General features: G+C 41.5%; 23 protein-coding genes. 14 read left to right on the top strand and 9 right to left on the bottom strand.

Features of this window, described 5'->3' with window-relative positions; all coding sequences use genetic code 11:
- Positions 1-37: 37 nt before the first annotated feature.
- Genes AC13CS_RS03620 through radC form a run of 3 tightly spaced genes read right to left on the bottom strand, consistent with a single transcriptional unit; the run spans position 38 to position 2,726 of the window.
- Positions 38-727 carry a YjjG family noncanonical pyrimidine nucleotidase gene (locus tag AC13CS_RS03620; RefSeq protein ID WP_482888422.1) on the bottom strand — a complete coding sequence of 230 codons (690 nt, stop codon included), beginning with the start codon at positions 725-727 and terminating at the stop codon, positions 38-40.
- Positions 720-2,015, bottom strand: coding sequence for a polysaccharide deacetylase family protein (locus AC13CS_RS03615; protein WP_482888421.1), 1,296 nt, complete (start codon positions 2,013-2,015; stop codon positions 720-722). Before AC13CS_RS03615 ends, AC13CS_RS03620 begins: the two co-directional genes overlap by 8 nt.
- A gap of 12 nt (positions 2,016-2,027) precedes the next feature.
- Positions 2,028-2,726: a RadC family protein gene (radC, locus tag AC13CS_RS03610; protein WP_293168795.1), complete on the bottom strand. Its 699-nt coding sequence runs from the start codon at positions 2,724-2,726 to the stop codon at positions 2,028-2,030.
- Between the two features lie 53 nt (positions 2,727-2,779).
- Between radC and AC13CS_RS03605 the strand changes: the two genes are divergently transcribed.
- The gene (locus tag AC13CS_RS03605; RefSeq protein ID WP_482888420.1) at positions 2,780-3,229 is read left to right on the top strand and encodes a DUF1569 domain-containing protein; all 450 of its coding nucleotides are present in this window, start codon (positions 2,780-2,782) and stop codon (positions 3,227-3,229) included.
- 3 nt (positions 3,230-3,232) lie between these two features.
- Here the strand turns inward: AC13CS_RS03605 and AC13CS_RS03600 are convergent, their stop codons facing one another.
- Positions 3,233-4,126 (bottom strand): Mur ligase domain-containing protein, encoded by an 894-nt coding sequence (locus tag AC13CS_RS03600; RefSeq protein WP_482888419.1) that lies wholly within the window; start codon positions 4,124-4,126, stop codon positions 3,233-3,235.
- Positions 4,127-4,435: 309 nt separating this feature from the next.
- Between AC13CS_RS03600 and AC13CS_RS03595 the strand changes: the two genes are divergently transcribed.
- The 6 genes from AC13CS_RS03595 to AC13CS_RS03570 all read left to right on the top strand — a co-directional run bounded on the left by AC13CS_RS03595 (position 4,436) and on the right by AC13CS_RS03570 (position 11,916).
- A complete protein-coding gene (locus tag AC13CS_RS03595; protein WP_482888418.1) occupies positions 4,436-7,318 on the top strand; it encodes a T9SS type B sorting domain-containing protein in 2,883 nt (960 codons plus the stop codon).
- Between the two features lie 12 nt (positions 7,319-7,330).
- Positions 7,331-8,266 (top strand): PorP/SprF family type IX secretion system membrane protein, encoded by a 936-nt coding sequence (locus AC13CS_RS03590; RefSeq protein ID WP_482888417.1) that lies wholly within the window; start codon positions 7,331-7,333, stop codon positions 8,264-8,266.
- A 4-nt stretch (positions 8,267-8,270) separates the two neighbouring features.
- Positions 8,271-10,274 carry an OmpA family protein gene (locus AC13CS_RS03585; protein ID WP_482888416.1) on the top strand — a complete coding sequence of 668 codons (2,004 nt, stop codon included), beginning with the start codon at positions 8,271-8,273 and terminating at the stop codon, positions 10,272-10,274.
- Positions 10,275-10,345: 71 nt separating this feature from the next.
- Positions 10,346-10,657 carry a cupin domain-containing protein gene (locus AC13CS_RS03580; protein ID WP_293168807.1) on the top strand — a complete coding sequence of 104 codons (312 nt, stop codon included), beginning with the start codon at positions 10,346-10,348 and terminating at the stop codon, positions 10,655-10,657.
- 2 nt (positions 10,658-10,659) lie between these two features.
- On the top strand, positions 10,660-11,445 hold the full coding sequence (locus tag AC13CS_RS03575) for an SDR family oxidoreductase (protein WP_293168809.1): 786 nt from the start codon (positions 10,660-10,662) through the stop codon (positions 11,443-11,445).
- A 93-nt stretch (positions 11,446-11,538) separates the two neighbouring features.
- Positions 11,539-11,916, top strand: coding sequence for a DoxX family membrane protein (locus tag AC13CS_RS03570; protein WP_163626165.1), 378 nt, complete (start codon positions 11,539-11,541; stop codon positions 11,914-11,916).
- 128 nt (positions 11,917-12,044) lie between these two features.
- Here AC13CS_RS03570 and AC13CS_RS03565 read toward each other — a convergent pair whose 3' ends face one another.
- The 5 genes from AC13CS_RS03565 to AC13CS_RS03545 form a co-directional block, all read right to left on the bottom strand.
- The gene (locus AC13CS_RS03565; RefSeq protein WP_482888415.1) at positions 12,045-12,770 is read right to left on the bottom strand and encodes a LytR/AlgR family response regulator transcription factor; all 726 of its coding nucleotides are present in this window, start codon (positions 12,768-12,770) and stop codon (positions 12,045-12,047) included.
- Positions 12,767-13,825, bottom strand: a complete 1,059-nt coding sequence (locus AC13CS_RS03560) for a histidine kinase (protein WP_293168814.1) — start codon at positions 13,823-13,825, stop codon at positions 12,767-12,769. Before AC13CS_RS03560 ends, AC13CS_RS03565 begins: the two co-directional genes overlap by 4 nt.
- A 501-nt stretch (positions 13,826-14,326) precedes the next feature.
- On the bottom strand, positions 14,327-14,851 hold the full coding sequence (locus tag AC13CS_RS03555) for a DUF4136 domain-containing protein (RefSeq protein WP_482888414.1): 525 nt from the start codon (positions 14,849-14,851) through the stop codon (positions 14,327-14,329).
- Between the two features lie 64 nt (positions 14,852-14,915).
- Entirely contained in the window at positions 14,916-15,917 is a 1,002-nt protein-coding gene (obgE, locus tag AC13CS_RS03550; protein WP_293168818.1) for a GTPase ObgE, read from the bottom strand.
- Positions 15,918-15,950: 33 nt separating this feature from the next.
- Positions 15,951-17,057, bottom strand: coding sequence for an adenylate kinase (locus AC13CS_RS03545; protein ID WP_293168915.1), 1,107 nt, complete (start codon positions 17,055-17,057; stop codon positions 15,951-15,953).
- 117 nt (positions 17,058-17,174) lie between these two features.
- Here AC13CS_RS03545 and AC13CS_RS03540 point away from each other — a divergent pair, with 117 nt between their 5' ends.
- From AC13CS_RS03540 to AC13CS_RS03510, 7 genes are all read left to right on the top strand, one after another.
- Positions 17,175-18,338: a 5-(carboxyamino)imidazole ribonucleotide synthase gene (locus AC13CS_RS03540; RefSeq protein ID WP_293168820.1), complete on the top strand. Its 1,164-nt coding sequence runs from the start codon at positions 17,175-17,177 to the stop codon at positions 18,336-18,338.
- Positions 18,339-18,402: 64 nt separating this feature from the next.
- On the top strand, positions 18,403-18,897 hold the full coding sequence (purE, locus tag AC13CS_RS03535; protein WP_293168822.1) for a 5-(carboxyamino)imidazole ribonucleotide mutase: 495 nt from the start codon (positions 18,403-18,405) through the stop codon (positions 18,895-18,897).
- A 16-nt stretch (positions 18,898-18,913) separates the two neighbouring features.
- Positions 18,914-19,306, top strand: a complete 393-nt coding sequence (locus AC13CS_RS03530) for a hypothetical protein (RefSeq protein ID WP_293168824.1) — start codon at positions 18,914-18,916, stop codon at positions 19,304-19,306.
- Positions 19,307-19,311: 5 nt separating this feature from the next.
- Entirely contained in the window at positions 19,312-21,333 is a 2,022-nt protein-coding gene (locus AC13CS_RS03525) for a M3 family metallopeptidase (RefSeq protein ID WP_482888413.1), read from the top strand.
- 139 nt (positions 21,334-21,472) lie between these two features.
- Positions 21,473-23,332 (top strand): sensor histidine kinase, encoded by a 1,860-nt coding sequence (locus AC13CS_RS03520; RefSeq protein ID WP_482888412.1) that lies wholly within the window; start codon positions 21,473-21,475, stop codon positions 23,330-23,332.
- A 12-nt stretch (positions 23,333-23,344) separates the two neighbouring features.
- Positions 23,345-23,740, top strand: coding sequence for a response regulator (locus tag AC13CS_RS03515; RefSeq protein WP_482888411.1), 396 nt, complete (start codon positions 23,345-23,347; stop codon positions 23,738-23,740).
- A 180-nt stretch (positions 23,741-23,920) separates the two neighbouring features.
- Positions 23,921-24,475 (top strand): sigma-70 family RNA polymerase sigma factor, encoded by a 555-nt coding sequence (locus tag AC13CS_RS03510; protein ID WP_482888410.1) that lies wholly within the window; start codon positions 23,921-23,923, stop codon positions 24,473-24,475.
- The last annotated feature ends 1 nt before the right edge of the window (position 24,476 follow it).

Here is a 24,476-nt window from a genome sequence, read left to right as displayed (position 1 = left end):
TGTCAAAAAAATGGGGCACACCACTTTTTATATAACTCTATAAAATGTTTTTTATTTCAATCAGGTCGTCAATCATTGTACATTCACCATGGTCGGAATCCTTATGGAAATTGTAATGGAGTACCTGCATTCCCATGGCTTTTGCTCCCAATATATCCGCTTCGAGGTTATCCCCGACCATCAATGAATTTTGTGGATCTACCTGTGCCATATCCAATGCAAGCTCAAAAATATAGCGATTAGGTTTCTTGACCCCCGCCATTTCGGAATCAATGATTTTCTGAAAATAATGGTCGATCCCGCTCCCTTTCAGTTTTTTTGATTGCACTTCTTGAAATCCGTTTGTTATAATGTGCAGTTTGTATCTTGGAAAGAGATACTCCAAGGTCTCCACAGTATTGGGCAACAAATGGGTAAAAGATGATAGGTGCGCGATATAATCGTTGGCCAACACATTGATTACCTCATCGGAAACATGCACGCGGAGCGCATCAAAAGTTCGCTTTAAGCGCTGGTAACGCAGTTCGGACTGACTAATTCCGTTCTCTCGGTACAATGCCCACATTTGCATATTGATAGGCGCATAGACCTCCAAAAAACCATCTAAATCCACCTTCACTTTATTATCCGCCAATATTTTGGCAAACGTAAGGGCCGAGTTTTTCTCAAAGTCCCAAAGGGTGTGGTCCAAATCAAAAAAGATATCGGTTACTTCGTAATCAAACATAATAGCGTTTTAAAATAGATTGATAGAGCTCCATCCAATCCAATTGTTGCTTGCCCCCCAAGAGTTCGTTGGAAAAAACCAGAACAAAGTCACCCCTAACTTGTTTCACCAATCGGTACACTTTATCCATTTTCTCAAAAACCTCTTCTTTGCTTTTATACTTGACCAGGGCATAGTCGTGCATGGCAAAGGGATGTATTTTTATCGGCTGCCTTACCTCAGTGTTGATATCATAAAAATAAAAAGGCGTACAGGTACCTGCCCTAAACCCGATTTCGTGCGTGTATCCCATAGAAAAATCATCCGTGAACTCGGTCTCTACCAAGTTCCTGTAGGTAGCTGGAACATTCACTTTGTTATATCTAAGCCTGGCATAACTTATGGGCCTGTTGATCAGGTTTCCCAATTGCTTTTTTTCTTCTCGAAGTACATTTTTGTCCGATGTGGATACAAATGATGTGCTCAGCGAAACAATGCTATAATCTGCCACGGACTTGATCAAATAACGAAACTTATTGTTGTTGGTGGATACATTTTTATCGTGGGCCGAATGCTTGGCGAACTGAAAAAAGAACATGGTCTTTATCGGGAACTTTTTATGGATGTCCACCAACTCAAAGAAATTATCGTAAGGGTCTTTTTTTAGCCTCAACAGAACAGAGAATCGCTCCCAAACATCCCTGAACCTAAAATTCCCCAAATCCAACAAAAAGCCACCGAGAGTACGTGAAATTCCGCGCATGGCATAGGCGTGCGATGTGGTGACGTTAATAATGGAAGTGAAGCCGTAACTCTTTTCCTTGGTCTCCAAATCCGGGAAACGTTCTTTTAAAGCCTCCAATAGTTTGTAGGCCCAGAGATCAACCACAGGTAGTTCCAAAAAGTTATTTTGATAAGCTATGCTTTCCTTCACTGGAAACCGGCCCACACTATCCTTAACATGGGGCAAATATTCCTCATACCTGCTCAAAAGAAAAAAACTGGCCGAAAAAATATCAAAGGGAATGGTACTCTTCTCTCCCGAAGAAAAAAAACAGGGAATACCATCCCAATCCGAAACCTTTATCTCCAAATCGTTGATGCCCTGTTCGAACAAAAGATCGTTGCTCCTCACAAAAAACTCGTTCTGCAAGGGCTGTTTGGAATAAGTCATCTTGGGCCCATTATGCTTTATAAAGTCCTCGACCTTTGTGGTAAATCCCATCTCCACCCCCAAGATTTTTTCAAAAATTTGCTTGGCGGTATACGTTAATCGGTTGGTTACCTTATGGGTAAAAATCAATAACATAGGCAAAATGGGCTATAGAATTCCTTTGTCCGCAAAACTTACATATTGATTTCGGGCCAAAATCAAATGGTCCAATATTTTTATATCCAAAGCTTCGGAGGCCGTCTTTAGTTTTTTGGTTATCTGCTTGTCGGCCGTGCTTGGCTCCAAAGTTCCTGATGGATGGTTGTGGGCGAGAATAATTCCCACAGCTCCAAGTTCCAATGCCTGTCTCAAAACCAATCTAACATCCACCAGGGTTCCCGTGATGCCCCCTTTGCTCAACTGGGCTTTGTGCACAACCTTATTGGAGTTGTTTAAATACACGATCCAAAACTCCTCGTGCGGAAGCTCTCCAATTAAAGGGTAAAGCAGTTCATAAGCGTCATGACTGCTCTGTATTTTAATTATTTTGGAAGTATTCTCCAAGCGTCTTCTCCTACCCACTTCCAATGCAGCTGCAATGCTCACGGCTTTGGCCTCTCCAATCCCTTTGAATCGCATCAATTGGTTTACCGAGAGCTTGCCCAATTCGTTCAAATTATGGTCCACGGAGGCCAAAATCCTTTTGGAAAGCTCCACGGCACTTTCGTTCCTGTTACCTGAACCGATCAAAATGGCAATTAGCTCGGCATCAGACAGTACAAAACTGCCTTTTTGCACCAGTTTTTCCCTTGGCTTGTCATCGTCTGCCCAATTTTTAATGGAAAAGGAAGCTAGTTTTTCTTGCATGGCCTAAAGATAGGAGAATAATTTTATGTAAATTTCAATATAAATCCTTCATCATGAAATCCCTTTTCAATACCGAGGCACATACCGAAATCTTGGCACGGGTCGACAAACTTTCAGATTCCTCCGAAGGTTTATGGGGCAAAATGAGCGTGGCGCAGATGTTGGCACACTGCTGTGAGCCCCTGAAAGTGCCGTTGGGCAAGCTTACCCTTCAAAAGCCCAATGTCCTCATGCGTTTTTTGTTTTCGTTTTTTAAGGAATCGCTCTACAACGACAAGCCGTGGAGACAGGGCTTGCCCACTTCCAAAGAGTACAAGGTTACCGACGATCGTAATTTTGCTGCGGAAAAAGACAATTTAAAAATGCTCATTGATGAATTTTATGCCCTTCGGGACGAAACCGAACTGCCTCCCCATCCTTTTTGCGGAAAATTGACCACTGGGCAATGGGGCCAGATGCAATACAAACATTTGGACCATCACTTGAGGCAATTTGGGGTTTAAGGATTATTGATAAGTAGCTATCGCTTCGTAGAACTCCACTTCGTCAACACCCATTTGTTGGCATATCCACTTGGCCCCTGCCAAATTGCTCAACTTTGTTGCACTTGAGGTTTCCAATGGCAGTTCACCGTCGGGCGTATCCAGAAGGACTTCCCCATTCTCTTCTTGATAATCCGGGGTTACATACGGCAGTTTTCTGATCGGGTTTTCCGATGCTTCTACGAGTTTTTTAACCACGACATCCTCATCATTATAAGTAATGCTTCCGCCCTTGACAATACTATCCACAAAAATGCGGTACTGTTCGGTGTAGTTTTCAAAATCTCCATAAGGCCCTTTACCATCCCATTCAATATCACTTAACAAAGCAATATTGGGTCGGTACAAGTGAAACTGGGGAGCATTATCCATTGCAGACGACGGAGTATCACCCCCCTCGATCACAATAAAGTCGTTTTCCTCGGTTAGACGAATCTCATTTGTGGCCGACAATGCGTAGTCCACTTCAACATTATTATACTCCAATACATGTAAGATCATTGAGGCTACACCGGTTTTTCTCTGACTTCCAGCAATGACCACTCGCGTCTTGTATTTGGTCAGCTCGTACAGAAACTCGGCATAGGAATAAATTTTTAGACCCAATTCTTGGGCCTTTTCTAACTCTGGATTATTTTTTTTTGCATTTGATCCCAGTACAACGGCGTCCAATTGTGCTTGGATTTTACTGGGAAACCACCCCATATCCGTTGGTAACAGTCCTTGCTCCTTCAACTTGGGCCTAAGTGATTCTTCTATCGCCTCATCGCTGCCCGTTACAGCTTCTCCTTTTTTATGTAGAACATAGGCCAAATTGAACATATTGACTTCGCCCAAACCAATAAAATGTACCCGCATTGATTTTAATTATGGGGCAAAAATAGCCAAAGCGGATACCATTACAAACAAAGATGCTTATAATCCCTGATCAATTTAAATGTACCGCCAACCGAACTCCATAAACCCTATTTTCTAAACAATTTGTACGGAGAAATGTACAACGGATACAAACAAACCAATCTTGCGTATTTTTTTATTAGTTTAGCATCTTCTAACCTCAAACGATAATCGTGTTGTAACCCCACAACAGGTTTTTAATTTTTATTTGACAACGTTGTTTTTCAATCCTATCCCAGATTGACAACCAACTCTTTTGACCTACTTAAAATGACAAAAAACGACCTTACCCGTTTGGGTTATCGTGCTTTTGGGGCAACCATTGTTCTTTTCTTGGCCTTTGCAGGGGCCATATATTCCCAATGCGCTGGAGAGGATAACATGCTTACGGTTTGCAACAAGTACGACGACATCAATAATAAAACTTTTGATTTATTCGCAAACCTTAACGGTACGCCCGATCCTGGCGGCACTTGGTCCACTCCAAATTCTGCCAATGCTGGAGCTTTGGATACAAACACGGGAATCGTTAATCTTTGGAAAATTAATTATTCCGGTGAACATCAATTTACGTATACCAATGAGGATTGTAATGAGTCTGCCACTATCACCCTTTACTTGGGCGGTTATGCAGGGGAAGACAATATTGATGGCAGTGCCAATGCATGCAGCGACAACCCTGCAGTTAATCTCTTTTCATTTCTTGGCAGCGATGTAGATGAGGTAATTCCCGATTTTAATGGTATTTGGGCGGAAGACCCCAATACCGAAACAGGCTTTTTATTCGGCAATCTTTTTGATGCACAAGCTGCGGGACCCGGTGAATACGTTTTTACATACACAGTTCCTGCTGTGGATGCGTGCCCAGGTATGCAATCCACCGTAAATTTGGAAGTGCACGAAGCCCCCAACTCCGGAGAACCTATAAATCTGGTTGTATGCACTACTGATGACCTATCAGGGTATACCAATCTGGATTTAAACGATTTACTTAGCAATGAAGATGCAAATGGTATTTGGACGGAAGTCGGCACCGACCAAATTGATGATTTTACCGACCACTTTGTAAATGTGGAGGAAATCAATGCCAACCACGGATATGGGAGTTACAGCTTTACTTACACGGTACAACCCTCGCACCCTGTTTGTCCAGAACACTTTACCGAGGTTTTTATCATAATACTTCCAACACTTAGTGGTTCCATGGACTCCCAAAACTATTGTTCGGAAACGGACTATGAAGTTACCTTGAATTATAATCCATCATTGTTACCTCCAGGACAATATGAAATTGAATATAGCGTGGACAGTTCTGAAGGCACACAAAGCGACTTCACCAATATATCCCTGGAGAATGGAACAGGTACATTCAACGTGTCTTCTTCACTAGTGCCGATTAATGAAACTATACAACTGAACATTATTGGTGTTATTGGCACTTTACCGGAACAGATAGTATGTAGCGATATTAATATCCCGCAAACCGAATTTCTGGTATCCAACCCAATTGCTTCTAGCGAAAATGTATGTCCAGATAATGCAATGGACATCCATTTGGAGAACATTTTGGACCCAATGGCCAATCCTTCCAACGAAGTGCACAACATAAATTACTCATTAACCCTTCCCGATAATTCTATTGAGAACTTATCGGAACAGAATGTTGCGTTTTCTGATGGTTCCGCCACATTTGAAATTCCTTCGGAACACTTAAACCTTTCTGGTCCATATACCGTGGAAATCACGGTAGAGGACAGCTATGAGATTGGTTGTACCATCAACACAGGAGTACAGATACTGCCTATTCCCGAAGAAATCGATTTGGATATTGCGGTGGACAATAACTGTGATGCAACATCCATTGATGTACTTGTGAATGCCCCAACACTTCCCAACGGGAGTTACACCATAGATTACGAAGTAATTGAACAAAACACCCAGTCAATCTTAACGGACAATACCATCAACTTTGGTGGAGGTGTCGCTGTTTATGGTATCGACATTGCCAATCTTCCTGATGGAGATTACATCGTAGTATTGAAAAGCACCCAAGATGATTCAACACCCTGTAGACTACAATTTGAATTTGAGCTACAGGAAGGATTTTCCATTGGTGGGGAACCTATTGTAGTAGAAGCAGACGAGCAACAATCCTTTTGCCTTAATGAAGGTGTTCCAACATTGGAAGACATCAATGTCAGCACTACGGGTTCCATCGCATTTTACCCAACCGTTGATAGTCAAGAAGCTTTACCGATTACCACACCTTTAGAAAATGGAGAAGATTACTACATCATTAGCTCCGATGAAAACAACAATTGCGCCAGTGAGGAGAGAACTAGGGTACACGTATCACTGTTAATGGCAGATACCCCAACTGCAAACGAAACAGTTCCAATTCTTTGTGCATCGGAAAACTTCACCTTGGCAGATTTGGAAATAGCCACACCAAATGGTGAAAGTATTGTTTGGTACGATACCGATTCAGGAGGAACCCCTTTGTCTCCTGACGAAATTCTTGTTGATGGACAATCCTACTTTGCTGCCGGACAATTGGATGGATTTTGTGAAAGCGACACCAGATTGGAAATTACACCAATAGTGGTTCAACCGCCATTGCCCGATTTAATTTCCGATGAACTCTTGGTCTGTGCGCTGGACAACCCGACCGTGGCAGAACTGAAAAATCTTGAAAATGCCATCGAGGCCGAAGTGGAATGGTTCAATGTTGCCGAAGGAGGCATAGCACTGCCCAGTTACGAACTTTTGGAGGACGATACTGTTTACTACGCCCAGAGTTACGATATTGAAACTGGATGTATCAACACAAATCGGGTTCCCGTAACGGTCGACCTGAACAATTGTGACCCAGAAAAGTATGGCTTTTTTATTCCAGACGCATTTTCTCCCAACAACGATGGCAGAAACGATACTTACTACATTCCCAATATTGAAATTATCTTCCCCGGTTTCACCTTGGAAATCTTTAACAGATATGGAAACTCGCTATTTAAGGGCAATGTATCCAAGCCTGCCTGGGACGGTACAGGGCCGGGCGGAAAAACCGTTCCCAACGGGGTCTACTTCTATATTATAAACTTCAACCGAGAAGGATACGACCCAAAACAAGGAAGATTATACCTAAACCGATAAGCAAGTAAATCCATGAAAAGAATACAAGCCCTTTTGTTGTTTTTGTTGTGTTCATTGGGCGCAAAATCGCAACAAGACCCCCAGTACACCCAATATATGTACAACTTGAGCATCATTAATCCAGCATACACCACCAATGAAAAAGGCCTTATAAACTTTGGGGCCCTATATAGGTCGCAATGGCAAAATGTTGAGGGCGCCCCAGAAACATTGACCTTTTTTGCCCATGCTACCTTGAGCAATAAAGTGGAAACGGGAATATCTATTATTAAGGATGACATTGGGGATGGCGTACTTTCGGAAAACAATATAAATGCTGATTTTGCTTACACCTTACAACTGGACAATCACAGTAATTTGGCGCTGGGGCTAAAAGGGGGCATAACCACTTTCGAAACCAATTTCAATGATCTTAAACTACCAGAATATCAAGATGACGATGCTTTTAATGAAAACATAAACAGTGTTTTCCCCAATGTCGGGGTAGGCGTTTTCTACAACAGGCCCAACTTTTATGCGGGCATTTCAGCTCCAAACCTACTCACATCCAAACATATTGATAACCAAGATGGGGTAAAAAGAATAGGTTCTGAAGAAATACATCTGTTTTTCACTTCGGGCTATGTGTACACCATAAACCCGGACTTGAAGATAAAACCTTCAGTGATGACCAAAATGGTGGAAGGTTCGCCCATTTCTTTGGACACCTCCATCAATCTGTTGTTCAACAATAAGTTTGAAACAGGGCTTTCCTACAGATGGGGCGATGCCGTGAGCGCCATGTTCAATGTTTCGGTAATGCCTGCCATTAGAATTGGCTACGCTTACGACTATACCCTCTCCAACTTGGGAAGCTTCAGTTCCGGGTCACACGAAATCTTTGCCCTTTTCGACCTCGACCTGCTAGGACTTAAAAAAGGATATGATAAATCACCCAGATTCTATTAAGACCATGAAAAAAATACTCTTGATTATCATCCTAACAAGCTTACAATCCGTTTTTGCACAACAAGAACTGGAACGCGCCAACACCTATTTCGAAAGAGCTTTTTATAGTGATGCAATACCACTTTATGAGCAATTATTATCAACCAATCAAAGCCAACAAGTTTTACAAAACCTGGCAGATGCCTATTACCGAACCTACAACATGCATTCCGCTGCAAGATGGTACAAGACCTTAACCTCAAGGTCGGGCAAAAATGTTGATGCTTCCTATTATTTCAAGCTTAACCAATCTTTAAAGGCCATAGGCAAGTATCAAGAAGCTGAAAAAGCATTGCAAGAATATTATCAGCGTTTGGGAGATTCGGTATCAATCAACAATATGAGGCAAAACAGTCTATACCTTAACAATATTGAAGCTATTGGAGATAGATTTACCATTCAAAACCTCCCATTGAATACAGCCGCTTCGGAATTCGCCGCCATGCAAATCGATTCCAACTTGATTTATACCGCGGCCAAAAAAAAGAACGCATCATTAAAAAAAGTATATCGATGGAACAATCAAAACTATCTGGATATTTATACCCACCCCATGGATAAAATCAACCAAAATGATAGTTTTAGCAAAAGCCTTCCCGGTAAGGTAAACACCAAAATGCACGAGGGGACTTTTGCCATGACCAAAGACCGAAAAACAATTTATTTTACCCGAAATAATTTTATTAAAGGAAGGAAAAGAACGGACGACAAGAAGATTTCCAATCTAAAATTGTACAAAGCAGAGTGGTCTGGCAAAGAATGGTCGAATATTACGGAATTGCCTTTCAATAGTGACGACCATTCCACCGAGCATCCAGCATTGAGCCATGATGAGACCAAACTTTACTTTTCCTCCGACCGTCCTGGCGGTTACGGTTCATTTGATCTGTATAGCGTGGATATCATTTCCGATGGATCTTACAGCAATCCAGCGAATCTCGGATCATCCATCAATACGGACAAGAAGGAACAGTTCCCCTTTTTGGATGCACAAAACAATCTTTACTTTGCCTCAAATGGCCATCCAGGATTTGGTCTTCTGGATATTTTTATTTCCAAATACAAATCTGGAAGCCATGAAAAACCTGATAACGTAGGGTTGCCAGTAAATAGTGGATATGATGATTTTGCCATTTCGTTCCACACGCCAAAAAAAGGATATTTCTCATCCAATCGACCATCTGGCAAGGGCAGTGATGATATCTATTCCTTCACCGAGACCAAACCGCTTGTAATTGAAGAATGCCAACAATTCATTGCCGGGACACTTACCGATAAATTGACCAAACAACCCATTGCAAACGGGACCATCAAATTAATTGACAGCCAAGGAAATGTTTTGAAAGAAATCCAAACGGATGAAAAAGCTATGTTCAATTTTAAAATTGATTGTGCATCAAACTATACCCTATTTGGCAACAAAGATGGATATCAGAATAACTCAAAAAACATACAAAGCACCAAAGAGCGTGATAAAACCTTGGATGGCTCCTTGCAATTGACATTAAACATTCCACAAAAAGAGAAAAGCCCCTCAAAAGAAACAGAGGAAGACAAAATAGCAAGGCTCGTAAACGAAGACGATGCCCTTATGCAGAAAAATGACAGGATTTTTATAAAAACCCAACAAATACATTTTGATTACAACCTTTGGTACTTAAGAAAAGATGTAAGAAATAGATTGGGAATAGTTGTGAGGACCATGAAAAAATACCCAAACATAAAAATTGAAGTCGGAACACATACTGATAATAGGGGAAATGAGAGTTACAATCTGGGGCTATCACAAAAACGAGCCAACTCGGTAAAAGATTTTTTAATTGAAAACGGTATAGATAAAAATAGAGTGGTCGCCAAGGGATATGGAGAATCCGAACCTCTGGTTGAATGTAAAACAGAAAATGATTGCAGTGAGCAAGACCACGAGCAAAATAGGAGATGTGAATTCACTATTTTGGAATGGAATTAACCGGATGAACAAATTATCCTTTCGGCTATAATTTTATTTAAGTTATTGCTATTTTTCCATAAAATAGCACAATGAACCTATCAGAGATCAAACCTAAGGAAATAATGCCCGGCTACCACGGAAAATTGGTGCACGGCGAACGCATGAGCTGGGTATTTTGGGATGTGGAAAAAGATGCAGAAGTACCCGAACACCAACACGATCATGAACAGATCATGCACGTAGTAGAAGGCGCTTTTGAGTTTACCTTGAATGGCGAAAAAAACACGTATGGACCGGGCGATGTAGTGATTATTCCATCCAACGCCCCGCATAGCGGAAAAGCATTGACACCCTGCAAATTAATGGATATTTTTAGCCCCGTTCGGGAAGAATATAGATAAGCATGAACATTTCACTCAAAGGAAAAAATGCCCTTGTGGGCGGAAGCAGCAAAGGCATTGGAGAAGCCATCGCCCGGCAATTGGCCGAAAGCGGGGCCAGTGTGACCCTAATGGCCCGTAGCGAAGAACGTATGCAGGCCATTGTGGAAGAAATGGATACAAGTCAAGGACAAAAACACCAATATTTAGTGGTCGATTTTTCCGATTTTGAAACGTACAAATCCACTATTTCCACTTTTTTTGAACACAACACCATCGATATCTTGGTGAACAACACCCAAGGTCCCGAAGGTGGTGGGGCATTGGAAAAGAATGTTGAGGATTATCAGAAAGCTTTTGATCTTTTATTTAAATCGGTTGTTTTTACCACAGAACTGGCCTTAAAGTACATGCAAAAAAACCAATGGGGCAGGATCATCAACATTGCCTCCATTTCTGTCAAAGAGCCGTTAAATTATTTGGCATTATCCAATACCATTCGAGCTGCTGTGGTTACATGGGCAAAAAGTCTGGCTTACGATGTGGCCAAAGATGGTATTACGGTAAACAGTACCTTAACTGGTTATTTCGACACGGACCGAATTGCCCAATTGAACGCCAAAAAAGCTGAAAAATTAGGAATTTCCCCAGATGAGGTGCGTGCCAACATGGAAGAACAGGTTCCTGTAAAACGGATAGGCGACCCTAAGGAGTATGGTTATTTAGTGGCATTTTTGGCTTCGGAACAAGCCGCTTTCATTACCGGAACCAATATTCCTATTGATGGAGGACTGCTAAAATCTCTTTAAAAAACTGATTTATAACAAATTAAACCCTATAAAAACTATCAGATATTCATTTTTTGAATACTTTTATTGAGTAACCAATAAAAATTCAACTCTATGAATTCAAAAGTTTTTTTGGTGGTCCGCATACTTTTGGGGCTTTTTGTCCTAGTGTTCGGACTAAACAAGTTTTTAAACTTTCTACCTGCGGGTGGCGAAATGCCCGAAGCGGTCATGAACTATTTTGGTGCCCTGTCATCCACTTACACCCTAAAATTAGTGGCCGTGGTCGAGGTATTGACCGGGCTTGCCCTGATCTTTAACAAGTATGGCGCCCTCATGGCGTTAATTTTGATGAGCGTTGCCGTAAACGCTGTTTTGTTCCACATCACGCTCTCGCCAGATGGCCTCCCCCCCGCTCTTGCCCTACTGATATTGAACATTGCTGTTCTATATGGATACAAGGATAGGTATAAGGAACTTTTAAGGGCTTAAAACAAAAAGACATCTTTCTGTCAATTCGAGCGCAGTCGATAATCCTTTGAACCCTGATAATCAATAGGTTTCGACTGCGCTCAACCTGACAAGACCCAAGTTCCAATACTTTTTAAACCATTTTCTTATTATAAACTCATACGATCTTTAAAAATGTAGGATTGTCTGCGGGACACCTCCACTTCTTCTCCGTTTTTTAGGGTAAGCTTTAGTTTACCATTGAACCATGGTACCACATTTTCTATATAGTTGGTATTGACAATTTGCTGACGGTTCGCCCTAAAAAAAGAATCTTCCGGCAATTTTTCCTCTACTTGGTTAAGTGACTTGTACAACATGGGTTTCTTGTCATCAAAGAATACACGGGTGTAATTGCCCACAATTTCGAACAAGGAAATATCGCCTATCTTCATCAACCAACAAGATTCGCCATCCTTTATAAAAATTTGACTGTTCTCCGTCAGTTTTTTATCCGTGGATGTGTTTTCCTGTTTGGACGCCATCTTGGCGCGAACCTTTTCCAGAGCCATATCAAAGCGTTTATTGCTAACGGGCTTTAGCAAATAATCCAAGGCATTGTATTCAAAGGATTTTATGGCATACTCGTCGTAGGCCGTGGTAAAAACGGTAATTGGAACGTCGTCCAGCATCTCCAAAAGGTCAAAACCATCCTTCTCGGGCATATTGATGTCGAGGAACAATAAATCCGGGGATTCGGAATCGATAAGTTCCGCACCTTCATCTACGTTGCTTGCTTCTCCCACCAACTCTAAATCATCGTGTAATTTAATGAGTTCCTTGAGCTCATTACGAGCCAATCTGGAGTCTTCAACTATTACCGCTCTGATCTTCATGCCAAGGGAATTATGATTTGTGCCACTACTTCATCCGATACTTCTTCCAATTTAAAGGACGCACTATCGGCATACAACAACTTTAAGCGCTGTTCGATGTTTTTCAATCCCAGTTTGGTGGAATCCTTCGAAATATTCAGTTTTCCCGTATTCCGCACCTCAATAAACAAATCGTTGTTCTTCTTGAAGATGGCCAACAGAATCCGGCCTCCATTTTTAAGGTTGGAAATACCGTGCTTGACTGCATTTTCTATCAGTAATTGAATGATCATGGGCGGAATCCTAAGGTCCAATGTATTCTCCTCTACCTGTTTTACAAACTCCAAACGATCCTCGAACTGTATTTTAGACAGGTCGATATAGTTATCCACTACCTCCAATTCTTCACGAACGGGGATATCGTTAATGTTGTTCTTAGTAAGGGAGTATCGAATAATCTCGGAGAGCTTGGTGAGCATTTCCCTAGATTTTTCCACATCTTCCAGCATTAAACCACGTATATTGTTGAGGCTATTGAACATAAAGTGTGGGTTGATTTGTCCTTTTAAGGTGTTTAACTGAGCTTGTTTCAAGCTAGTGTTCAACTCCAACCGCTCTATCCTGTTCTGATTTAGTTTTAAAAGCAGTTTGATGACCAAATAGGTAATTGCCCAAGCCCCGACCAAAAAGACCGAATTAAGTACTTGCACCATGATTTTGTCATAGCCTTCGAACATGTGCAATTCCGTCTCTGTCAGTTCTGGACCAAATTTTATGTAGATATATCCGAAAAATACATTTAAAAGCCCAAAAATTGTAGAAGCCACCAAGGTGGACACAATAATTTTAATGACTTCTTTGCCTCCGAAAGAATCAAAATGTACATTTCTTTTAAGGTACCAGCGCAGCATCGAAGTGGAGAAAATACCTATAAAAATTCCGACGACCACCGAAAAAATGGTCATCTCTATACTAATATTCTGGGGAATCAACGCTGCTATGGAGTTAATAAAACCCCACCCCAATAATTGAAGGGTCCAAAATGCTATATTTCTTTTACGAGAACTTAATTCCATTCCATTGGGCCAGATTTGCCCAAATTTACATTAAACCAATACAGTATTGGCTATACTAGGGTTTTTGTACCGATTTTCTTTTAAAAGGGTTGCAACACGCCTTTTTCTGAGGTAGAAATGCAATCCACATCATGGTTATGCCCGAATAGAAAAATGGAAAGTATTCCATGTATTCCCACGCATTGAATCTTCCGAAAACCCCTATTAGTAAGCTAAGGATCCCCATGGCAAAAACAACTTTTTGTGTTGTGTTCAGCTTTCTCATATTAATGAATTTTGTGACTGTTCGGACAGATTATAAAATAATACTTACTAAAAGTGAAATAATCAATTTGGCTAGTGCTATCATAACTTTTGTGTTTTAGAATTTATTTCTGAAGCTAAAATACAGGACCTCTCTTGCCTGATGAAGTGATTTATGACAAGTGGTAATTTTGCCCGACCGAACGGTAAAATCATTAAATTTTGGCTAAAAAACCCGTAACAAACTGGTTTTAAAGGCTATTTCACCTTTGGGGGAAATTTGGAAAATACCTTTTTTACCAGGTTCCTAAGTTTGTCTTCCCTAACACTGGGAGAAGCATTTTCCCGGAATCCGCTCTCGGCCACAGCCTGCCAAACAAGGGCATCCCTTTGCGCGTCCACCAAATCAAACTGAATGCTGCGCTGCATGTTGGAACCGCCCAAGGGCAATCCTACGGATATACCCCCACCTACATTTCTGCCACCGCCACCAATTCCTACGCCTACGTTATTATTTGAGGCGCCCCTGTATTCATAGCCCATAATGTTGATGAAGAGTTCCGGTTCCTCGGCCAATCGGTAACCCCTTGTTTTTAAGGTTGAATCCATAGCACGAAGTAGCCGTTTTTCATCCAATTGGCTCAGCCCAGATTCCATGTCAGAATAATAATTGTATGTGGAGTAATTTGAAAAATCTACCTCCTTATCGTAGTCATAATTCACCTTAACGGAACTACAAGACATTAGTGCCGAAACCAATATTATGGAAAGCAAATACCGCATGATGAGACTTTTGGGTTCTCCTAAATTTAATCAATATATTGATTAGATGGCATATAGCAGAGTGTTATTCGTTCAACAACTTCCAAAGTCTATCCTTAAGCTGTTGTATTCCCAATCCACTTACCGATGATATGAACATATACGGAACATCCTTAAAATCCTCTTTCATGTCCTCATCCATTTCATCAATAAGTTCCTGGTCCAGCATATCGCATTTGGAAATGGCCACCAATCTTTCCTTGTCCAACAATTCCGGATTGTACCTTCTAAGCTCATCCAAAAGTATGTTGTACTCCTGACTGATGTCCTTACTATCCGCTGGAATCAAAAACAACAATGTGGCATTGCGTTCAATATGGCGCAAAAAATAGTGTCCCAATCCCTTGCCTTCGGCAGCACCTTCAATAATCCCTGGAATATCGGCCATTACAAAACTTTGAAAGTCTCGATATTCCACAATGCCCAAGTTGGGTTTTAAGGTAGTAAACTCGTAATTGGCAATTTTAGGCTTTGCCGAAGTCATTACGGAGAGTAGGGTGGATTTTCCCGCATTGGGAAAGCCTACAAGACCGACATCGGCCAAAACTTTTAATTCCAGGGTAAGATGTCCTTCTTGCCCCTTAATGCCGGGCTGGGCATACCTTGGGGTTTGATTGGTGGCACTTTTAAAATGCCAGTTCCCCAAACCGCCCATACCGCCTTCGAGTACAATTTTTTCTTCGCCGTCCTCAGTGATCTCAAAAAGTATCTCATTGGTTTCGGTATCCCTTACCACGGTGCCCAAAGGCACTTCCAAATACACATCCTCGCCATCGGCCCCGGTGCTGCGGCTTTTGCTTCCGTGCTCGCCGTGGCCTGCTTTAAAATGCTTTTTAAACTTGAAATGGACCAGCGTCCACAAGTTTTTGTTCCCTTTGACTATAACATGACCTCCGCGACCACCATCACCACCATCGGGACCACCTTTGGCCACATACTTTTCGCGACGTAAATGCGCAGAACCTTTACCTCCGTTTCCAGAAGAAATGTGCACCTTTACATAATCGACAAAATTTCCTTCGGTCATATTTTAATATATAAAGTCTTTGTTGGGAATCAATTACAAGGAGTCGATCACTTTGCTCAAACGCTCGGTAATCTCATCAATCTCTCCTATTCCGTTTACAGAGTGGAATTTCCCCTGCTTTTCGTAATATGCTTTTAAGGGAGCCGTTTTCTCGTTGTATTCGTCAAAACGGTTACGGATCTTGCTCTCGTCTTGATCATCGGAACGGCCGCTACTTTTGCCGCGCTCCAACAAGCGGGCTACCAAAACATCATCCTCTGCTTCAAGGGCGATGGTTGCATTTATTTTCATGTCCTTGGATTCCAAGAAATTGTCCAATGCTTCTGCCTGAGCAGCGGTTCGCGGAAATCCATCAAAAATAAAACCTGCCGCCTCTGGACTTTTCTCCACTTCGTCTTTTAGCATATCTATGGTTACTTCATCTGGCACCAAATCACCTTTATCAATGTAAGACTTGGCCAACTTGCCAAGCTCGGTTCCGTTTTTAATGTTGTAACGGAACACATCTCCAGTAGAAATATGTTTCAAATTATACTTTTCCTTTAGGAACCCTGCTTGGGTACCTTTTCCTGCTCCTGGCTTTCCAAAAAGCACTAGGTTAATCATATCTGTTTGATTTAATTGGTAAACTTCTCTTAGATTTCGGCCCAACTCGTTATAATCCAGCCCATACCCCACAATAAAATGGTCGGGGATCTCCAGACCCACATAATCTATGGCATATTCACCATTGTACACATCCGACTTATAAAATAGTGTGCCGATTTTAAACTCTTTCACATTGGTATTGGAGAATAGATGGACCAACTCTTTCAAGGTTCGGCCTGTATCCACAACATCTTCCAAAATAATAACGCTCTTTCCTTCAATTTCATCAGGAACATCCAAAAGGGTCTCTACAATTCCTGTTGATGTTAAACCCTGATAAGAACTCAACCTTACAAAAGAAACCTCGCAGGGATGCTGGTAAGCTTTAAGAAAATCTGCTACAAACATAAAGGCCCCATTGAGCACCCCTACGAACAAGGGTGTTTCATCCTTGTAATCGGCAGCAATTTCCTTGGCCATTTTAGCTATGGCCGCAAGGATTTCCTCTTCTTTTATATAGGGCTTAAAAAACTTATCGTGGAGCTTAATCAATGTTCTCAAGTTATGGTCAGGTTGGCAAAGATAATATTTTTAAAGCTGCTAAGCCCTCACATCTTTTATAGCCTCGTGGATTTCATGTATTTTTGCTGACATTCAATTTACAAATCAATGCAATTTTTCTCTTCCGACTTTAAATTAGGGATTTTAGGTGGTGGACAATTGGGCAAAATGATGCTCTACGAAACCCGAAAATGGGACATACAAACCAAGGTGATGGATGCTTCGGCCGAAGCTCCTTGCAAAATAGCCTGCAACGATTTTGTTCAAGGTAGTTTGATGGATTTTAATACCGTCTACAATTTTGGGAAGGATGTGGATGTCCTCACCATAGAGATTGAAAACGTAAATGTGGACGCCCTTGAAAAGTTGGAACACGAGGGAATCAAAGTCTATCCACCAACAAAAACCTTGAGGACCATTCAAAATAAAGCGGTCCAGAAATTGTTTTATACCGACCACGGTATTCCAACAGCTCCTTTTACACGGTTTGCCTATACCTCTGAAATTGAAGACAGCATTAGCAACGGAGGGCTTTCCCTTCCATTTGTTTGGAAAAGTGCCCAATTTGGGTACGACGGACAGGGTGTAAAGGTGGTCCGCAAGATGGAGGATCTTAAGGACCTGCCCAATGTGGAATGCATTGCCGAAAAAATGATCGATTTTAAAAATGAATTGGCCGTTGTGGTAGCACGGAACGCCAAGGGCGAGGTAAAAACCTATCCCGTGGTGGAAATGGAATTTCATCCCGAGGCCAATCAAGTGGAATACGTTATCTGCCCTGCAAGAATTGATGCTGCCGTGGCCAAAAAGGCTCAAGAAGTTGCCTTAAGAGTTTCGGAGCATATAAAGCACGTGGGATTGTTGGCCGTGGAAATGTTTCAGACCAAGGATGACCAAATTCTGGTGAACGAATCCGCCCCAAGACCACACAATAGCGGACATTACAGTATTGAAGCAGCATACACCAACCAGTTTGAGCAACATATCCGTGCCATTTTAGGCCTGCCACTCGGAAAAACGGACAGCAAAGTGGCCGGAATTATGGTCAATTTGGTAGGGGCCGAAGACCATACAGGTGATGTGGTTTACGAGAACATCGAAGAAATATTGGGGATGGATGGGGTTACACCGCACATTTATGGTAAAAAACAAACCCGTCCGTTTCGTAAAATGGGTCATGTAACCATTGTGGACGAGAATATGGCCAGAGCTCGGGAAGTAGCCCAAAAAGTGAAGGAAACCATTAAAGTGGTAACGAACAAACAGCAATAATCAAATTTCAAAGATCAAGTGACACGTTCAAGTTTAGTTATTGGAATTTAAAGATTGGAATTTTATGAAAAAAGTAGCCGTAATTATGGGAAGCACAAGTGACCTTCCCGTTATGCAAGACGCCATTGATATATTGAAAGAATTGGGCGTTGATGTGGACGTGGACATTGTGTCCGCCCACAGGACCCCAGAAAAACTCTTCAGCTTTAGTAAAAGTGCCCACACCAATGGCTATTCCGTAATTATTGCCGGGGCCGGTGGAGCAGCACATTTACCGGGAATGGTAGCATCGTTATCGCCCCTTCCTGTTATCGGAGTTCCCGTAAAAAGTAGCAATTCCATTGATGGTTGGGATTCCGTCCTGTCCATTTTACAAATGCCCGGTGGGGTTCCCGTGGCCACCGTAGCTTTAAACGGAGCAAAAAATGCCGGAATTCTTGCGGCACAGATTATCGGAAGCTCCAATAGTGATATTATGGACAACATTATTTCCTATAAAGAGGGACTTAAGGAAAAAGTAATCAAAGGTGCCGAAGAGGTAAAGAAAACATTCCAGTAGCAAACCTTGGTTGATTATGAACTATAATCAAATTGGCATATTGTTGGGGATTTGCGCTATTGCCTTTTTTGGTTTTACACTAAAGAAAGTAAGCAACCCTTACCTAAAAGGTCTTTGGAAGAGTGGCCTTTTGGTCTTCTCCCTATATGCAGCTCTTTTAATCTATGTTGAAATACGTTGGCAATTCATTTCGGATTATGCCAGCAAATACGATCTCAACGGAAATGGCTTTGTGGATTTAAACGAGTATTCCGAAAAGGCCATCGCCGCCATGAACAAAATGACCAGTGGCGCCAAAGAAAAAAGCTATGCCGCCTTAACCATGGCTGCATTTTCCTCCATTATCGGTTTTGCCTATTTAGTGAGTGATTGGGCAGTAACCCATTTTAAAAACAAAGAACAGAAGTAACACATATGAACAATCCATTATTGGAAGCTTTTGACAAGGCTCCTTTTTCAAAAATAAAAAACGAACATTTTAAACCCGCTTTTCTTCAGGCCATCGAGGATACCAAAAAGGAAATCGACACTATTGTGAATAATCCAGAGCCGCCCACTTTTGAAAATACCTTGGAAGCCTTGGATTTTTCGGGTCAGCAATTGGACCGTATTTCCAGTATCTTTTTCAATTTGAATTCTGCGGAAACCAACGAAGAAATCCAGAAAATAGCCCAAGAAGTGTCCCCTCTATTGTCGGAGTTCAGCAATGACATCACTTTGAACCAAGGGCTTTTTGAGCGTATCAAAACTGTTTATGAACAACGAGATTCGTTGGATTTGACAAAAGAACAGCAGACCCTTCTTGAAAAAAAATATAAGAATTTTAGTAGAAATGGTGCCAATCTTAAGGAAGAGAACAAAAAACGCCTTCGCGAAATAGATACAGAACTCTCCAAATTAAAACTCACATTTGGCGAGAATGTGTTGGCCGAGACCAATAAATATGAAATGTTGCTGACGGATGAAAAAGATGTGGAGGGGCTTCCCGAAGGCACCAAAGAAGCAGCAGTCCAACTAGCTGAATCCAAAGGTAAGCAGGGCTGGTTGATTACCTTGGACTACCCCAGCTACATCCCGTTTATGAAATACGCCAAGAACAGGGAGTTGCGCAAGGAACTGTCCATGGCCTTTGGCAGCAAAGGTTTCCATAACGATGAACTGGACAACCAAGAAAACGTAAAGCGCATTGCAAATCTTCGCCACGAAAGGGCAAATTTATTAGGCTATAAAACTCATGCACATTTTGTGCTAGAAGAACGTATGGCCGAGACCCCAGAAAAAGTGATGGATTTTTTGAACGAACTTTTGGAGAAATCCAAACCAGCCGCCGAAAGGGAATTTGCCGAACTGGAAGCTTTCGCCAAGGAGCTGGACAACATTGACCGTCTGGAAAAATGGGACAGTGCTTATTATTCCGAAAAATTGAAGCAAAAACTGTTCAATTTGGATGATGAAAAGCTGAAACCCTACTTTAAGCTGGAAAATGTAATCAACGGGGTGTTCCAAGTTGCGGAAATACTTTTCGGGCTTACGTTTAAAGAAGTGGACAATGTGGACAAATACCACGAAGAGGTAAAAACTTTTGAGGTTTACGAAAACGACAATTTCATTTCCTTGTTTTATGCCGACTTCCACCCCAGACCCGGAAAACGTGGCGGTGCTTGGATGACCTCTTACAAACCACAATATACCTTGGGCGGAAAAAATAGTAGGCCGCATATTTCCAATGTCTGTAATTTCACCAAACCTACAAGTTCCAAACCATCCTTGCTCACCTTCAACGAAGTGACCACACTTTTTCATGAATTTGGGCATGCCTTGCACGGCATGTTGGCCAATACCACCTACCCTAGCCTATCCGGAACTTCCGTGTACTGGGACTTTGTGGAACTACCTAGCCAAGTAATGGAAAATTGGTGCTACGAAAAAGAAGCCTTGGAACTTTTTGCGCATCATTACGAAACAGGCGAATTGATTCCGATGGAGTTGATAGAAAAAATAAAGGAGTCCGCCACGTTTCAAGAGGGTATGGCAACGGTTCGTCAGTTGAGCTTTGGACTGTTGGATATGGCTTGGCATAGTAAGGACCCATCAAGCATTAAAGATGTAAAAGCTTATGAAACGCAAGCCTTTGAAAGCACCGACTTATTCCCAGAAACACCAGAAACCTGTATGAGTACATCTTTCGCCCACATTTTCCAAGGTGGATATTCTTCTGGCTACTATAGTTATAAATGGGCCGAGGTATTGGATGCAGATGCCTTTGCCTTTTTTAAGGAAAATGGGATTTTCAGTAGAATGGTTGCCGACAAATTCAAAGAGCATGTCCTATCTAAAGGCGGCACGGAAAACCCGATGGAACTATATAAGCGTTTTAGGGGAGCAGAACCTAATATTGACGCCTTGTTGAAGCGGGCAGGACTGGTTACTAAATAACAAGGATTTTTTATACCAATTTGGAACCGCAACAAGAAAAGTGATGGAAATTTACTATCTTTCATTACCTGACCCCATAAAGCTTGAGAGCTCCCATAAATAATCAAGGCTTACTTTGTTACAACCAACCCCGAAGTATATGAAAAATTGGGACATTAAGGATCTTGGATCAGATAGTTTGTTTACGGAAACCATCAAACTTGCCAAAATAGGCATCTATGAACTTAACGTAGCCTCCAACGAAATTTATTGGAGCGATGTTACCCGCGAAATCACCGAAGTTCCTGATGATTTTGCGCCATCTATGGATAACCTTGCTTCCTTTTTTAATGAAGGATACTACAGGGATATGGCCCGTGATGCCATGCAAAATGCCATCTCAAAGGGTAAACCTTATGATTTGGACATGGAGGTTGTTACAGCCAAAGGCAACATTAAGTGTGTTCGTAATGTGGGGAATCCAAAAATGGAAAATGGGGTTTGTGTAAAATTATTCGGTTTCCTCCAAGACATTACCGAAAGGAAACAGACAAAAGTTGAGCTTACCAAAAAAATCCAACAACTCAATCTTGCAGAACAATTATCCCAAATTGGCTATTGGGAATGGGATATTTTGGCCGACAATATTATTTGGTCGGACAACCTATATCGCATATTTGGTCTGGAAGTGGGCACTCCCATCCATTTTGAACGCGTTGTCGAAGCAATACATCCCGATGACCGAAAAACTTTTCGTGAGAATGCCCAAGAGTTTATCGACGAGAAACGGTTTCGAAAATTTATGCATCGCATAATTCACAAAGACGGCAGTGTCCATACAGTTGAGTTGATCGGGGAACTCATCATGAATCAACATGGCGATGTGGTAAAAATGATCGGAACCACACAGGATATTACCGAACACCGAATGTCCGAAATCAAGTTTAGAGGTTTATTGGATTCCGCACCGGACACCATGGTCATTGTTGATCGAAAAGGTATCATCCAATTGATCAATAAGCAGGCAGAGAAAATGTTTGGCTATAAATCATCGGAACTTATTGACGAACATGTGACCATTCTTGTCCCAAAACGACTTTGGGACACCATGGAATATTATGCTGAGACATTTTTTAAAGCCCCAAAACATACCGGGCTTCCTGCGGACCTTGATTTTTTTGTACAAAACAAATCAGGTTTCCAAATACCCGTCCAAGTTACCCTAAGTCCACTGGAAACCTCCGAAGGCCTTCTGGTATCGATTGCCGTCAGGGATATTACGGTTCAAAAACAGGCAGCGCATCGAATTATGGAGACCAACAAAAGTTTAAAGGAATCGGCCAAGCGACTGAAGGCCCAAAATCGCCAATTGGAAGAGTTCAACCAAATCACATCACACAATCTGAGATCTCCGGTAAGCAATCTCAATGCTTTATTGGATATTTACAAAACGGAAAAAAATTCCAAAACCAAGGAGATGATCATCGGTAAAATTGAGTCAGTTACAAAACATCTTACATGGACTTTGGACACCCTTGTGGAATCCTTGCTCATTAAAAAAAGTGCTCAACAATCTTTAGAAAAAAGCCATTTCGACAAAACATTGGAAAGAACAAAAGAGATGCTCGCGGCCGAGATTTTAAAGACCAATGCGGTCATTACCTCTGATTTTTCCGAAGCTCCCACCGTGATGTACAACAAAATCTATTTGGAAAGTATTTTCATTAATCTGATCAGCAATTCCTTAAAATACAAGGCGAAAGACAGGGCTCCCGAAATTTTTGTGAAATCAAGGATAAACGATGGAACGGTACAGCTGGAATTTAAGGACAATGGTTTGGGAATCAATCTTAAAAAGAACGGGCACAAACTCTTTGGGTTCAGCAAAGTTTTTCATAGAAACGATGACGCAAAAGGTGTTGGGTTATTTATAACAAAGGCCCAGGTTGATGCCATGGGCGGAAAAATTTGGGCCAAGAGCGAAGAAGGCAAAGGCACTTCTTTTTTTATAAATTTATAACTGTTGATGATTATGAAACCAGTTAATGTCTTTGTGGTCGATGATGATGACATCTATCAATTTACAATCGGAGTAACACTTAAAAACATTCCAGCAGTGCGTTCTACCCGTACCTTTTCCGATGGTGCAGAAGCACTGGAATATATTGTAGTACACCAGAATGACGTTGATGAATTACCGGACATCATCTTTTTGGATATTAACATGCCCGTATTGGATGGGTTCCAATTTATGGAAGAGTTTATCGAACTACTTCCTAAATTGAAAAAAAGTATCAAAGTATATATGGTGTCCTCTTCGATGGATCCCAAGGATATCAAAAAGGCGGACAGAATTGAGGAAATATCCGATTATTTGATCAAACCTTTAAACTCCAACGACATCAAGGAAATCGTGGCCAAACTGTAATCCGAAGCGCCAGAAGAGCTAAACTTGACCGTTTTTTCAAGGTACTTTTTGGAACGACAAATCAAAAACTTTTGTAAAACCTTTACTTGGCTGTTAGACTGATTACTTTTATACGTCTAATTCCAGCCAAACATGGATTAGGTGTCCAAAAACCATTACATTTGGTAATTCGATACGAAAATGGCCAAACACAAACTTCAACCGGACAATTGGGTCGACCTGTACGCAGACTACCTTTTCAACTATGCGGTCTCGCGCGTGAGCGATGCTGAAATTGCCAAGGATTTGGTACAGGAAACCTTTTTTGCAGGTCTCAACTCGGCCAAAAACTTCAAAGGTGATGCTGCCGAGCGTACTTGGTTGGTATCCATTCTTAAGCGAAAAGTAATCGACCATTACCGAAAAATAAATTCGAAAAAGGGAAAAGCAGAGGTACGCATAAATTATAACTCAGATTCGGAAGTAGAAGGAGATTGGTTGGAGGAGCAAGTAGCAGACCCTTTCAGTAAAGACGGAGATCACTTGATCGAAAATGAGGAACTCGGTTCGGCAATTCAGGACTGTATCAAAAAATTACCCCAAAAACAGGCTTTGGTATTTAAATTGAAAACCATACAAGGCATGAGTACCGAAGATATTTGTAATGAACTTGACATAAATCCGTCCAACTTGTGGGTAATAATCCATAGGGCAAGGACATCGCTTATGGGTTGTTTAAACGAAATTTGGTTTTAGG

Source organism: Flagellimonas sp. B-3, from assembly GCF_056857835.1.
Note: the sequence above shows the minus strand (reverse complement) of the source record. Positions and strands in the feature narration are given on the sequence as shown.